Origin of the sequence: Pseudomonas sp. RA_105y_Pfl2_P56, from assembly GCF_963970845.1 — a bacterium.
Lineage (GTDB): Bacteria > Pseudomonadota > Gammaproteobacteria > Pseudomonadales > Pseudomonadaceae > Aquipseudomonas > Aquipseudomonas baetica_A.
Window position 1 is genome coordinate 153,364 of record NZ_CAXAPL010000004.1, and the last position, 13,546, is coordinate 166,909.

At 60.3% G+C, this 13,546-nt stretch carries 10 protein-coding genes and 1 pseudogene; 6 read left to right on the forward strand and 5 right to left on the reverse strand.

Features of this window, described 5'->3' with window-relative positions; translation table 11 throughout:
* Nucleotides 1-178: 178 nt before the first annotated feature.
* The 5 genes and pseudogenes from accC to gcbA all read right to left on the reverse strand — a co-directional run bounded on the left by accC (nt 179) and on the right by gcbA (nt 6,407).
* On the reverse strand, nt 179-1,537 hold the full coding sequence (accC, locus tag AACY11_RS04700) for an acetyl-CoA carboxylase biotin carboxylase subunit (RefSeq protein ID WP_339431847.1): 1,359 nt from the start codon (nt 1,535-1,537) through the stop codon (nt 179-181).
* Between the two features lie 17 nt (nt 1,538-1,554).
* Nucleotides 1,555-2,019, reverse strand: a complete 465-nt coding sequence (gene accB, locus AACY11_RS04705; protein ID WP_096819740.1) for an acetyl-CoA carboxylase biotin carboxyl carrier protein — start codon at nt 2,017-2,019, stop codon at nt 1,555-1,557.
* A 24-nt stretch (nt 2,020-2,043) separates the two neighbouring features.
* Nucleotides 2,044-2,499, reverse strand: coding sequence for a type II 3-dehydroquinate dehydratase (gene aroQ, locus AACY11_RS04710; RefSeq protein ID WP_064593231.1), 456 nt, complete (start codon nt 2,497-2,499; stop codon nt 2,044-2,046).
* A gap of 239 nt (nt 2,500-2,738) precedes the next feature.
* Nucleotides 2,739-3,245 (reverse strand): annotated as a pseudogene (locus AACY11_RS28305) (methyl-accepting chemotaxis protein); the annotation flags it as partial.
* Between the two features lie 1,491 nt (nt 3,246-4,736).
* Nucleotides 4,737-6,407, reverse strand: coding sequence for a diguanylate cyclase GcbA (gcbA, locus tag AACY11_RS04720; protein WP_339431849.1), 1,671 nt, complete (start codon nt 6,405-6,407; stop codon nt 4,737-4,739).
* Nucleotides 6,408-6,843: 436 nt separating this feature from the next.
* Between gcbA and AACY11_RS04725 the strand changes: the two genes are divergently transcribed.
* The 6 genes from AACY11_RS04725 (at nt 6,844) to AACY11_RS04750 (ending at nt 13,543) form a co-directional block, all read left to right on the forward strand.
* On the forward strand, nt 6,844-7,911 hold the full coding sequence (locus AACY11_RS04725; protein WP_339431850.1) for a DUF2333 family protein: 1,068 nt from the start codon (nt 6,844-6,846) through the stop codon (nt 7,909-7,911).
* 3 nt (nt 7,912-7,914) lie between these two features.
* Nucleotides 7,915-8,472, forward strand: coding sequence for an NUDIX hydrolase (locus tag AACY11_RS04730; RefSeq protein ID WP_339431851.1), 558 nt, complete (start codon nt 7,915-7,917; stop codon nt 8,470-8,472).
* A 187-nt stretch (nt 8,473-8,659) separates the two neighbouring features.
* Nucleotides 8,660-9,031: a translation initiation factor Sui1 gene (locus tag AACY11_RS04735; protein ID WP_007914613.1), complete on the forward strand. Its 372-nt coding sequence runs from the start codon at nt 8,660-8,662 to the stop codon at nt 9,029-9,031.
* A 218-nt stretch (nt 9,032-9,249) separates the two neighbouring features.
* Nucleotides 9,250-11,163 (forward strand): arginine decarboxylase, encoded by a 1,914-nt coding sequence (gene speA / locus AACY11_RS04740; protein ID WP_339431852.1) that lies wholly within the window; start codon nt 9,250-9,252, stop codon nt 11,161-11,163.
* A 233-nt stretch (nt 11,164-11,396) separates the two neighbouring features.
* Entirely contained in the window at nt 11,397-12,752 is a 1,356-nt protein-coding gene (locus AACY11_RS04745) for a type VI secretion system Vgr family protein (RefSeq protein WP_339493987.1), read from the forward strand.
* Nucleotides 12,749-13,543, forward strand: coding sequence for a DUF4123 domain-containing protein (locus tag AACY11_RS04750; protein WP_339431854.1), 795 nt, complete (start codon nt 12,749-12,751; stop codon nt 13,541-13,543). The genes AACY11_RS04745 and AACY11_RS04750 overlap by 4 nt, the downstream gene beginning before the upstream one ends.
* The last annotated feature ends 3 nt before the right edge of the window (nt 13,544-13,546 follow it).

The window sequence follows — 13,546 nt, forward strand, 5'->3', positions numbered from 1 at the left end:
TTTTGTGGGAGCGGCATTGCACCCTGTGTGGGGCTTGCTCGCGAAAGCGGTGTGCCAGACAAATAAATGTATCTGATACACCGCATTCGTGAGCAAGCCCGCTCCCGCAAGGGGTATTTGAAAACTGTAGAAACAACAAAGCCGCCCGAAGGCGGCTCTGTCAGGTGCGGGCTGAAGCTTAGTGCTTCTCGCCTGCCAGCTTGTGCTCGAGGTAGTGAATGTTCACCCCCCCTTTGCAGAAGCCTTCATCACGCACCAGATCACGGTGCAGCGGGATGTTGGTCTTGATCCCGTCAACCACGATTTCGTCCAGGGCATTGCGCATGCGAGCCATGGCTTCGTCGCGGGTGGCGCCGTAAGTGATCAGTTTGCCGATCAGCGAGTCGTAGTTCGGCGGAACCGCATAACCGCTGTACAGGTGCGAATCGACGCGAACGCCGTTGCCGCCTGGGGCGTGGAAATGCTTGACCGTGCCCGGGCTCGGCATGAAGGTTTTCGGGTCTTCAGCGTTGATCCGGCATTCCAGCGAGTGACCGCGGATCACCACGTCATCCTGCGTGAACGACAGCTTGTTGCCAGCGGCGATGCTGAGCATCTCCTTGACGATGTCGATACCGGTGACCATTTCCGAAACCGGGTGCTCCACCTGAACACGGGTGTTCATTTCGATGAAGTAGAAACGACCGTTTTCGTACAGGAACTCGAAAGTGCCCGCGCCACGGTAACCGATGTCGATGCACGCCTTGACGCAGCGAGCCAGAACTTCCTGGCGAGCCTGCTCGTCGATGCCCGGTGCCGGCGCTTCTTCGAGAACCTTCTGGTGACGACGTTGCAGCGAGCAATCGCGGTCGCCCAGATGGATGGCCTGGCCTTGGCCGTCGGACAGCACCTGTACTTCGACGTGACGCGGATTGGTCAGGAATTTTTCCAGATAGACCATCGGGTTGCCGAACGCCGCGCCTGCTTCGGAGCGGGTCAGTTTTGCCGAGGCGATCAGGTCTTCTTCCTTGTGCACTACGCGCATGCCGCGACCACCGCCGCCGCCAGCGGCTTTGATGATCACCGGGTAGCCGACTTCACGACCAATGCGCAGCGCCGTTTCTTCGTCTTCCGGCAACGGGCCGTCGGAACCTGGAACGGTTGGCACGCCTGCTTCGATCATCGCGTGCTTGGCCGATACCTTGTCGCCCATCAGGCGAATGGTGTCGGCTTTCGGGCCGATGAAAGCGAAGCCGGAGTTCTCGACCTGCTCGGCAAAATCGGCGTTTTCCGCGAGGAAACCGTAGCCTGGGTGAATGGCGGTAGCGCCAGTCACTTCAGCGGCAGCGATAATGGCCGGGATGTGCAGATAAGACTGGGCGGCAGACGCCGGGCCGATGCAGACGGATTCGTCTGCCAGACCCAGGTGCATCAGCTCTTTATCGGCCTTGGAGTAAACGGCGACGGTCTTGATGCCCATCTCTTTGCAGGCACGCAGAATCCGCAGGGCGATCTCACCGCGGTTCGCGATCAGAACTTTTTCCAACTTCGCAGTCATCAAAGGCTCTCCGCAGTTCAAACGATGGTGAACAGCGGTTGGTCGTACTCAACCGGCTGGCCGTCTTCGACGAGGATGGACTCGATCACACCGCTGGTTTCAGCTTCGATGTGGTTCATCATCTTCATGGCTTCAACGATGCACAGGGTGTCGCCTTTCTTCACGGTCTGGCCGACTTCGACGAAGGACGGCGAGGTTGGCGAAGACTTGCGGTAGAAAGTGCCGACCATCGGCGAGCGGGCAACGGTGCCGTTCAGCGCTGGAGCAGCAGCGGCAGCCGGGGCGGCAGCAGCCACCGGAGCAGCAGCAGCGACAGGTGCAGCGGCCGGCGCTTGCATCGGAGCTGGCGCGTAGTACTGCTGAGCCGGGGTCTTGCTGTGGCGGCTGATACGTACGGACTCTTCGCCTTCCTTGATCTCGAGCTCGTCGATGCCGGACTCTTCCAGCAATTCGATCAGTTTCTTAACTTTACGGATATCCATGAATCATCAACTCCCAAGGGTCGGTCAGGGGCGTATAGCTTGGTGTTCAAGCTGCTCTAGTGCAGCCTCCAGGGCCAGTCGGTAACCGCTGGCGCCAAGGCCGCAGATCACTCCTACCGCTACGTCGGAGAAGTAAGAGTGATGGCGGAAAGGTTCGCGTTTGTGCACGTTGGACAAATGCACTTCGATGAATGGGATGCTCACTCCCAGCAGCGCGTCACGTAATGCGACACTTGTGTGCGTAAAAGCCGCCGGATTGATCAGGATGAAGTCCACCCCTTCGCCGCGAGCGGCGTGGATGCGGTCGATCAATTCGTACTCGGCATTGCTTTGCAGATACAGCAGATGATGGCCTGCTTCGCGGGCGCGGCGTTCCAGGTCCTGATTGATCTGCGCCAGGGTCGTCGACCCATAGGTGCCCGGTTCACGGGTGCCGAGCAGGTTCAGGTTGGGGCCGTGCAGCACCAGTAGGGTTGCCATCCGCGTAGTCCTTGTCATGAGTGAGCAATCGTCAGAACCCGGCGACTATGCCGCAAAGGCTTTGTGACTGTCCAGTTCTATGCAATAGCCAGCACGATGGCCGATGTTTGCGCGAAATTTGTGACCGTGTCATTAAATCCGGTCATTTGTGATGGTTGGACGCCTTCGTGAGCAAGCTCGCACACAGGATTGTGAACAACACCGATTGATTGTGGGAGATTGCCCGCAAAGGCGATCGATCAAACGCGGAAGGCCTGAACGGCTGTATGCAGTTGCCCGCCCAGCACCAGCAGGTTCTCACCCTGTTCACGTCCCTGACCGATTCGCAGCAAGTTATCCCCACCCAGTTGATGAATCCGTTCGCTGTGATCGCGAATCTCGCTGACCGCGCCGCTCTGCTGGGCGGTGACATCGGCAATGCGAATTGCCGTGTCGGAAATGGTCTGGATCGCGCCAACGATTTTATCCAGCGCGCCATCCGCCGCTTGCGCCTGATTGGCCGTGGCTTCGGCGTGTTCGACCTGCGCGCGCATGCCTTCGACCGATTGCCGGGCGGCGGTTTGCAGGCCAGCGATCAGTGTTTGGATTTCTGCCGTCGCCCCCGCCGTCCGCTGCGCGAGCGAGCGCACTTCCTCGGCCACCACGGCGAAACCGCGGCCCATTTCTCCGGCGCGTGCCGCTTCAATCGCTGCGTTCAGCGCCAGCAGGTTGGTCTGGTCGGCAATCGAGCGGATCACCGTCAGTACGCCGCCAATGGTCGCCGACTCTTCGGCCAGATGCTCGATCATCTGCGCGTTGCCCTGCACTTCACCCACCAGTGCGTGCAGTCCCGTCAGGCTCTGGCCGATGACGGTCTGGCCGTGTTCGACGGCCAGGCCTGCATGGCGACTGGCATCCGCTGCCTGCTGAGCATCGTCGGCGACTTGCTGGATGGTGGCCTCAAGTTCGCCGAGAGAGTCACGGATCAGCGCCGTATCACCGGCCTGATGTTCGGCGCCGCTGTGCAAATCGTTGCTCAGTTCGGCGAGGGTCCGACTGCTGCCCGCCACTTGCTCGGCATTGCCGCGAATGGTGCCGACCAGATCGACCAGATAGGCACGCAGGCGGTTGAGCGAGGCTTCGATGTCGTGCAGTTCGCGGTTGGTTTTGCCCAACTGAATGTCACGGCTGAAATCGCCTTCGGCCCAGGTCGACAGTGCGGGTGCCAGGTGGGTCAGGGTGCGGGCCAGCCGTCGCTGCAGGGTATCGATCAGCAGCGCAATCAACAGAATCAAGCCGATCATCGCGCCCTGCATGAGTCGCACTTCGCCCTGGATTTGTCCGTGCTGGGCGCGCACCACCGGCTCCAGTCCGGCGATGGCTTGCTGCACGGCGGCGATTTTCAAGTGTGTGGCGCTGCTCAGGTCCGTGCGTTTCTGGATCTGCTCGCGGGTGCGTTCCAGTTCCGCCGGGTAGCGGCCGAGCAGGCTGTTGAGTTCACGCTTGAGGCCGACACCGGCGTCTTCGGCGACGGCTTTTTCGGTGTTCTCGATGCCCATCATCGCGGCGAAGTCATCGCTGTTCGATTCATTGCTGGCGACCACGCCGAGCAGGGGCAGGGCGTCGATCACCTGCGCCTGGGCGCGGATGTTGCTGACTTCTCGCTCAACGTCGGCGGCTAGTTCGCTGCGTCCGCTGCTGACCAGTTTGTCCCGCGCCAACGACAGTTTGCCCACGTGCTGAGACGCGACGAGGAGCGGCGTCAGGTAGGCCGCGTTGCCATTGGCGTAAGTGCTGAGTTGCTCGAGGCTGGCGCTCAGTTCGCGTTCGGCCTGTAGCAGGAGTGCCTGCGGATCACCGGCCAGTTTGCCGGCAGCGAGCAGATCGGTTTTGCTGAATTCTTCGAGGCTCGACAGGCTCGGGTGCAGCGTGTCGGCCAGTGCCTTAGGCCAGTCGCCGAGTTCTTTTTGCAAGCCTTCGATGGCCTGGCTGGCGCTGCTCAGGCGCAGTGCATCGCCACTGGCAAGGTAGTCCTCGACATTGCGCGCCACCTCATTCTGAAATTGCTGCGACAGCCCGAGATAGCGCTCCATCAGCAGATACGGACGCTCCAGGGCTTTTTGCGACCACCACAGGGTGGCGCCGAGTGCCACGCACACGGCGACCAGCAGCAGAGTATTGAGATTGGTGAGCAACTTCAGGCGCATGACGGCTACCAACGGCAGAAATGGTAAGCGCCTGAATTTATTGCGGTTCTATTACAAGGTTATGACCGAATCGGTTGATTCTGATGAAAAGATGGCACTTTGCTTTGAGTCCCGCGCGGCCTGCACTCGATTGCGTCCGGCACCCTTGGCGCGGTACAGCGCTTCGTCGGCTTGGCTGGCCATCATCAGGCTGTCGGAATCGTCATGCATTTCCACCACGCCCGCGCTGAAGGTGCACCACAAGTCTTGCGGTTGCGCGGGGTAGTGGATTTCGGCAAAGCGTTGACGAATCTCGTCGAGCACTTTGTGCGCGGCTTCGATATCGGTGTCAGGCATGACGATGGCGAATTCTTCGCCGCCGTACCGGCCGATGAAATCGGTTTTGCGCAGACGTTGCTTGAGGAACAGTGCGAGGCTTTTGATCACGCGGTCGCCCATTGGGTGGCCGTGGCTGTCATTGACCCGTTTGAAGTGGTCGATGTCGAGCATCGCAAAGCTCAGCGGCTTGTTCTCGCGGCGGGCGCGGAACGAGCAGTCTTCGAGCAACTGCAGAATGTGCGTGTGGTTGTACAAACCGGTCAGGCTGTCGCGCACCATCCGCGCCTTGAGGTTGCGCGCTCGGGCGGCGCGGTTGCGCACGGTGGTGATCAGGTGGCGTGGCTTGATCGGTTTGGTCAGGAAGTCGTCGCCGCCCTCGCTCATGGCGTCGAGCTGTTTATCCAGATCGTCTTCGGCCGACAGGTAAATGATCGGCACGCTGACGTAGCGGTCGTTGTGGCGGATCACCTTGGCCAGCTCGGTGCCAGTGCAGGCCGGCATGTACATGTCGAGGATGATCAGGTCTGGCTGGAAATCCGCCAGTTCGGCCATGGCCTGAATTGGTTCGATCAGCGTGCGGGTGACGATCCCGGCGCTGTTGAGCAGGCGTTCGGTGTGCAAGGCCTGGGCGCGGGAATCATCGATGATCAGCACTTTATAAGGTTCGTACTGAGCGACGCAGGTGAGGACTTCGATCTTCTCCAGCAGGCTCGACGCTTCGAGGGTGCCGGTGAGAAATTCCTGACCGCCGGCGCGCACGGCGGCGAGACGGGTCGGGGTGTCGGTTTCGTGCAGGCTGAAGAACAGCAACGGTAGCGGCTCGTCCAGGCCCACTTGCGCTTCGGCGGCGAGCTTCAGACCCACGCCAGCGCCGCTGAAATCCACGTCCATGACGATCGCGGCCGGCAAACGCTCGACCATCGAGGAGCGAAACGCTGGCACGCTATCAAGCGCCTGAGCGCTCAGGCCGAAAAATTCCAGTTGTTTGGCCAGCCGCTCTGCGCGGTCGTGGTCCTGCAGCATGACGTAGATCGGTTTGCGCAGCGGCGGCAGAAAGGTCTGGTCGAGTTGGTCGCCATGGCGCAGGCCGGTGCGCGACAGGCGCTGCATCAGGCGATTGAGTTCAGTGATCAATCCGCTGCTCAGTCGGCCACGATTGGCATCCACCGCTTCCAGCGATTGACCGATGTGGCGCGCAAGCTGGGTGTGTTCGGGCTGTTCGAAGCGCTCGGCAAAACGCAGCAGGCGCAAGTTGGCCTCGCTCAGTTCGGCGAGGTCGACGGTGGACCACTCACTGCGTTGCAGGCGCTGCCATATCTCAAGAATCTGACGTGCCTGATGAATTACCCGCTGGGCAAAGTGGTGCTTGAGACGCTCACGGCTGGGGTCTTCTGGCTCGGTCATATCCTGACTACTAGTTAGGCTGCATGCTGAGATCGACTGGTGGCTCTATGCTAGCACCTCTTTTCCCTTAGACGAGTGTCATGAGTCAATAATCTGCAGTGCGTCACTATTCAGTTCCTGACCCGTTGGTTTTGTTTTTGACCTGTTCATCGGCGAAGTCCCGTTGAATCGGCAATTTGCTGTGTGATCTGCTTAACTCTGAGTGATTTTCAGGTGCCCATCTCATCAGTGCAGTGAATGCGCTGTGCGAGGGTTTTCACTGCCCTGCGACGCTATGGATGTGGGGAGTCGGTATCAGGGAAACCCTTAGTTCAAATGTTGCTTCATTCGCTCGAACGAATTACTGCTTATCTTTAATGGCGGGTGCCGGCCCAAGGCACGTTGTTGTATGGTTGTGGTCGAACCGTTGAACCCAAGTGATTGAAAGGATATCGCCATGCTGGACTGGAAAAACCGCGCGGGCAGCGCGCCTGAACGTGCTGCCGAGCCGAAGTCGGCAACCCGCAGCTATGCCGGCGGGGTGTTGTTCAGCCGTGCGCTGGCCACGCTGGTCGGCATCTATCTATTGGTGACCATCGGCCTTGGCTGGTACTGGAGCCAGGAGCCGGCGCTGTTTGCGGTGGCACAAAACGCGCAGGTGGCTGCCGAGAAAGAAGGCAAGCAAATGGTGATCGGCTACACCACCGTCGAAACCCTCAAGACCGTTGCCAGTACCTTGCTCGACAAACCGGGCGGTTACATTTCCAATGACCGCTTCCCGCCAGGCCTGTGGATGGACAACACGCCGAGCTGGGAATATGGCGTACTGGTGCAAGTGCGCGACTTGACCCGTGCCCTGCGCAAAGACTTCGCCCGTTCGCAATCGCAGTCGGCGGAAGATGCCGATCTGGCCAAGGCCGAACCGCGTTTCAACTTCGACAACAAGAGCTGGATCCTGCCATCCAGTGAGTCGGAGTATCAGGAAGGCATCAACTCCTTGAGCCGTTATCAGGCACGCTTGTCTGATCCGACCCAGAAAAACGCGCTGTTCTACGCCCGTGCCGATAACCTGAACAACTGGCTGGGCGATGTCGGCACCCGCTTGGGTTCGCTGTCGCAACGGCTTTCGGCAAGCGTTGGCCGGGTCAAACTCAACACCGCGCTGAAAACCGAAGCGCCGGCCGTTGGCCAAGTGCCGCAGGTCGACGAAGAAGTTGTCGAAACCCCGTGGATGCAGATCGACAATGTTTTCTACGAAGCTCGCGGTCAGGCCTGGGCGCTGTCGCACTTGCTGCGCGCCATCGAAGTCGACTTCGCCGACGTGCTGGCGAAGAAGAACGCCACCGTCAGCGTGCGTCAGATCATCCGCGAACTGGAAGCCTCGCAGGAGCCTGTCTGGAGCCCGATGATCCTCAACGGCAGTGGCTTCGGCGTGTTGGCCAACCACTCGCTGGTCATGGCCAACTATATTTCCCGGGCTAATGCCGCCGTCATCGATTTGCGTCAACTGCTCAATCAGGGCTGATTCATGACTCAGAGCGCCAAAGAGGCGGCGCATCGCGCTGCCTCGGATGCCGAACACATTGCCTGGGTTGACGAGCAGGACAACCTGCTCGGTGCCTTGGTACGTGCCGATTTGCGCGATAGAGGGCTGATCGGTCGCGGCACTTACATCATGCTGTTCAATTCTGCCGGCGACCTTTGCGTACACCGGCGCACGTTGAGCAAGGCCATTTATCCCGGTTACTGGGACGTGGCGGCCGGCGGCATGGTTCAGGCGAATGAGACTTACGCCGAGTCGGCGGCCCGTGAGCTGGAAGAGGAACTGGGTGTGAGCGGCGTTGAACTTACCGCTCACGACCATTTCTACTTCGAAGACACCGGCAACCGTCTGTGGTGTTCGGCGTTTTCCGCGGTGTGGGATGGTCCGCTGATCCTGCAGCCCGAGGAAGTGCTGGAAGCGCGCTTCATTCCCGTCGAACAAGTGATGCGCGAAATCGAGCAAAAGCCTTATTGCCCGGACTCTTTGGCTGCGCTCAAGCGCTATCTGAAGGCTCAGCAAAGCGACGTCGCAAAGAACACATAAATTGGCGCTGATTGGCTCTTAGCAATCGGCGTTTTTGCCGTTACACTGCGCGACCTTTTCAAGCTGTACCGGACTGCTTTCAGTGAAGCGTCGGTGCAGTAGCGCTGCCCCTGCCTGAGTGGGGCTTCGCGGTCGATAACCTTGCCCAAGGTTGCGATCAGTCTTTGTCCTCCCAAGAGGATTGCCGGTGGCCAAAAAAGCCGCATCCTTCGCCGCCCTAGGTGGCCTGGTATTTTCCACCGACGCAGGTCGTCATTGCCCGGAATGCAGTAAACCGGTGGACGCCTGTATCTGCAAACAAACCGTGATCCCGGCCGGTGACGGCATTGCCCGCGTGCGTCGCGAGAGCAAGGGCCGTGGCGGCAAGACGGTGACCACCATCACCGGCGTGCCGCTGGCTGAAGACGCGCTCAAAGAGTTGGCGACAACGTTGAAGAAACGTTGCGGCACCGGTGGGGCGTTGAAAGACGGGATCATCGAAATCCAGGGCGATCATGTCGAGCTACTCTTGGCTGAGCTGATCAAGCACGGTTTCAAAGCGAAGAAGTCCGGCGGCTAGCAGCCTCTGTGAAACCCACCTGCGGCTTGATCCGGTTCTGAACAGTTTCAGCATCGGCGTCGTCTCCATGGTTTCACAGAGCCTGTTCATGACCGGTTTCTAAACTCCACGCTGTCAGCGCGGTCTACCGCCGCGCTGACGAACCGTCATTTTCATTCTTTAGACTGCGCCGGCCTGAGATCAGGCGACGCACTATGACTTCTTTATAGGGGACTTCGATGTCCGTAAGACGCACACGCAAAGACGATGGCAGCCAATGGACAGTTGCGGACAGCCGCAGTGTTTACGGGATTCGCCATTGGGGGGCCGGGTATTTCGCGATCAATGACGCCGGTCGCGTCGAAGTTCGTCCGAACGGCCCGAACAGTTCGCCTATCGACTTGTTCGAGCAAGTCGACCAACTGCGCCAAAGCGGTTTGTCCTTGCCGTTGCTGGTTCGCTTCCCCGACATCCTGCAAGACCGTGTCCGTCAACTGACCGGTGCTTTCGATGCGAACATCGAGCGCCTGGAGTACCAGAGCAAGTACACCGCGCTGTACCCGATCAAGGTTAACCAGCAAGAAGCGGTGATCGAGAACATCATCGCCACTCAGGACGTCTCCATCGGTCTGGAAGCCGGCTCCAAGCCTGAGCTGCTGGCCGTGCTGGCACTGGCGCCGAAGGGCGGCACCATCGTCTGCAACGGTTACAAGGACCGCGAGTTCATTCGTCTGGCGCTGATGGGCCAGAAGCTCGGTCACAACGTGTTCATCGTCATCGAGAAAGAGTCCGAAGTCGCGCTGGTGATCGACGAAGCCGCCTCGCTCAAGGTCAAGCCACAGGTCGGCCTGCGCGTGCGTCTGTCGTCGCTGGCGTCGTCCAAGTGGGCGGACACCGGTGGTGAGAAGTCCAAGTTCGGTCTGTCGGCGGCGCAACTGCTGTCGGTGGTCGAGCGCTTCCGCGCGGCCGGCCTGGATCAAGGCATTCGCCTGCTGCACTTTCACATGGGTTCGCAGATTGCCAACCTGGCTGACTATCAGCACGGCTTCAAGGAAGCGATCCGTTACTACGGCGAGCTGCGCAATCTTGGTCTGCCGGTCGATCACATCGACGTGGGCGGCGGTCTGGGCGTCGACTACGACGGCACGCACTCGCGCAACGCCAGTTCGATCAACTACGACATGGACGATTACGCCGGTGTCGTGGTCGGGATGCTCAAGGAGTTCTGCGACGCGCAAAGCCTGCCGCACCCGCACATCTTCTCCGAAAGCGGCCGTTCGCTGACCGCGCACCACGCGATGCTGGTGGTGCAGGTAACCGACGTCGAGAAACACAACGACGACGTGCCGAAGATCGAGAACAAGGAATCGCTGCCGGAAACCGTGCAGTGGCTGGTTGACCTGCTGGGTCCGACCGACATTGAAATGGTCACCGAAACCTACTGGCGCGCCACGCACTACATGAGCGACGTGGCAGCTCAGTACGCCGACGGCAAACTGACCCTGGCCGAGAAAGCCCTGGCCGAGCAGTGCTACTTCGCCGTGTGCCGTCGCCTGCACAACTCGCTGAAAGCCCGTCAGCGTTCACACCGTCAGGTACTCGACGAGCTCAACGACAAGCTGGCCGACAAGTACATCTGCAACTTCTCGGTGTTCCAGAGCCTGCCGGACACCTGGGCCATTGATCAGGTACTGCCGATCATCCCGCTGCACCGCCTCGACGAAGAGCCACTGCGTCGTGCCGTGCTGCAGGATCTGACCTGCGACTCCGATGGCAAGATCAACCAGTACGTCGACGAGCAGAGCATCGAGACCAGCCTGCCCGTGCATGGCCTGAACGAAGGTGAAGACTACTTGCTGGGTGTGTTCCTGGTCGGCGCCTATCAGGAAATCCTCGGCGACATGCACAACCTGTTCGGTGACACCGACTCGGTGAACATCTACCAGAACGCTGATGGCAGCGTGTACCACGCCGGCATCGAAACCCACGACACCATCGAAGACATGCTGCGTTACGTGCACTTGTCGCCGGAAGAACTGATGACTCACTACCGCGACAAATGCGCCAGTGCCCGCATCAGTGCCAGCGAACGTACGCAATTTCTCGATGCCTTGCGTCTGGGCCTGACCCGCTCCTCCTACCTGTCCTCCTGAGGCCAGGTTGCAATCTCGCCGGGTTGTCTGAAATTTTCCCAAACGCTGCGGAAAAATCGGATGGCTCGGTGGGATACATCCCAAAATCTTCGCGAAATGCTTGGCTATCCAGGCCGGCAAAGTCATCCGGTCTGCTTTTCGCGTAGGTCATTTCCTAAGTTGTACTTCGGCACTCTACTCGGCACGGGGTCTCGGCGAGAATCCCCGACCGCCCCTCCTGTAGAGATCCGCCCATGTTCGATCCAGTCAACGAGTCGTCGTTTCGTCTCGATGTAGCGGGCCTGTCCGCCCCTTTCGAAGTCCTGGCCTTTACCGGTAGCGAAGCCCTCAGCGAGCCTTTTGCGTTCGAGATCGATGTGTTGATCGACGATCCGCAGCTGGATCTCGCCGGCCTGCTTTACCGTTCGGCGTTCCTGTGTTTCGGACCGTCGGGGGAGGGCTTGCACGGGCAGTTGCAGAGTCTTGTCCAGCATGAGCACGGGCACGGTTCGCGGCTGAGCCGGATCCGTCTGGGGCCGAAACTCGGTTGCCTTGACCTGCGTATCAGTCAGCGGATATTCAGTGGCCGAACGGTGCCGCAGATCATCGATCAGGTACTCAGGGAACACGGGATTGTCGGCGCTCAGCGACGCTTCGCGTTGCGCGGCGACTACCCGGCCCGCACGTTCTGCACGCAATACCGTGAGTCCGATCTGCAACTGCTCCAGCGCTTGTGCGCGCAGGCACGGATTCACTATTTCTTTGAACACGCGCACGACCGGCATTGCCTGGTGTTCGGCGATGATCCGGCACAGTTGCCATTGGCTGACGTCGCGCAGTATCAAGGCGAGCACGCCGATCCTTTTTCTTCTCCCGCGGTACACCATTGGCAATTGCTGGAATCGTTTCAGGGCGAGGGCGCGTGGCAGGCGCCAAATGCTGAAGGACGCAGTGATTTGGCGGCGTTGCGCAGCGGTCAATGGCTGCGCCTGGCCGATCATCCGTTCGCCGAGTGCAATCGCCATTGGTTGTTGACGCGGATTGAACATAGCGCGGATCCGGCCCTTGATCTGCCCTATGCCAACCGACTGTTCGGCGCGCTGCAGTTGCCGCCGTCTGCGGCGGCCGCAATGCCGTCGAGACCACGCATGCACAGCCTGCAGCGGGCCTGGGTGGTGACGGTCGATGAGCCGCAGCCTGACTGCAGTCGGCCGGTGGCGGTGCAGTTCGATTGGCTCTATCAGGGCGAAGGTGCGGCGCCGAGTCATTGTTGGCTGCCGCTCGCACCGGCCTTGGCCGATGCGCCGTTGGCGGCGCTGAGCGATGGCGTGGAAGTGGTGGTGAGTTTCTTTGAGGGCGATCCAGATCAACCGGTGATCAGCGGCGTTCTCCTGCCGTCGGTCATGGAGGCGCAGATCAGCGATGAGCCGCCGGTGCCTGTGCCTGTGCCGGACCGGCTGGTGAGTGAAGGCTTGCAGCAACTGCTGACGTCGGGCGAACCATTATTGCTGCTGTGCCTGATTCCGGGAGGTGGCAGTTTCAGCCACTGCGCAGAGTCGGTCTGCAGTTGTCGGCTGGTCGCGGCGCTTGAACAGAGCGGCGCAACATGAGTGGCGCGGCGCATGAGCCGACGGCGCAATGGCTGTTGCTCGACGGCGCGGATGCCGCACGAGCATTGACGATATTGCATCAGGGCTTCCCCGGAGTGCGGCGCTTAAGGCTGTTTGACGGTACCGAGTTTCAACCGGTCAGTGAGCACGGTCCGGTGCTGGTCGACTTGCACGATTGCCCGGCATTGGCGTCGTTGTGTCACAGCGACCCGGATACCTGGCGCGGTCTGCTGCTGGGCAGCGAGGCAACGGCGCAGGAGCTGCTCAGCCACTTGCAGCGCATGCTCACGGTCTCGTTCGGCTTGAGCCATCGGGCCTTGCTCAGCTATTACAACCGCCAGACCGCGAGCTATTTTTTCGACGCCTGCGACGCTGGCGAATTGAGTCGCTGGCTCGGGCCGATCCGCCTGTTGCGTTGGTTCGGTGGCACCTGGGCCGACTACGCGATTGGCAGTCAGGGTTGGCAGCAGTTGCGTAACCCCGGGCTGGCCGTCGAGCCACTGAACATTGAAGAAAACCTCACCCGTCGTCAGCGCGAGCGCCTGCAAACCTGCCTGCTGGAGCAGCACATCTGGCGCTGGTGCCAATCGTTGGGAACCGATTACGCGGCAATGGCCTCCCATGTCCAGCAAGGCCTGGAGCTGGGGTTCAGCGACCGCACCGTGCTCGATGGCTGGTTGTGGCTACGCTTGCTGCATCCGCGTGCCGTGCTGGTGCCTCCCCCGGTGGGGCTGACCCAGCAGGAGCGGCTTGACCATGTACGTCGCCAGTGGCACGGCGATCAATTTTGAGAT

Coding starts and splice junctions, on each gene's coding strand:
- AACY11_RS04725 (WP_339431850.1), top strand. CDS start 6,844: ATGCTGGACTGGAAAAACCGCGCGGGCAGCGCGCCTGAACGTGCTGCC.
- aroQ (WP_064593231.1), bottom strand. CDS start 2,499: ATGGCAACCCTACTGGTGCTGCACGGCCCCAACCTGAACCTGCTCGGC.
- AACY11_RS04730 (WP_339431851.1), top strand. CDS start 7,915: ATGACTCAGAGCGCCAAAGAGGCGGCGCATCGCGCTGCCTCGGATGCC.
- accC (WP_339431847.1), bottom strand. CDS start 1,537: ATGACTGCGAAGTTGGAAAAAGTTCTGATCGCGAACCGCGGTGAGATC.
- speA (WP_339431852.1), top strand. CDS start 9,250: ATGTCCGTAAGACGCACACGCAAAGACGATGGCAGCCAATGGACAGTT.
- accB (WP_096819740.1), bottom strand. CDS start 2,019: ATGGATATCCGTAAAGTTAAGAAACTGATCGAATTGCTGGAAGAGTCC.
- AACY11_RS04750 (WP_339431854.1), top strand. CDS start 12,749: ATGAGTGGCGCGGCGCATGAGCCGACGGCGCAATGGCTGTTGCTCGAC.
- AACY11_RS04745 (WP_339493987.1), top strand. CDS start 11,397: ATGTTCGATCCAGTCAACGAGTCGTCGTTTCGTCTCGATGTAGCGGGC.
- gcbA (WP_339431849.1), bottom strand. CDS start 6,407: ATGACCGAGCCAGAAGACCCCAGCCGTGAGCGTCTCAAGCACCACTTT.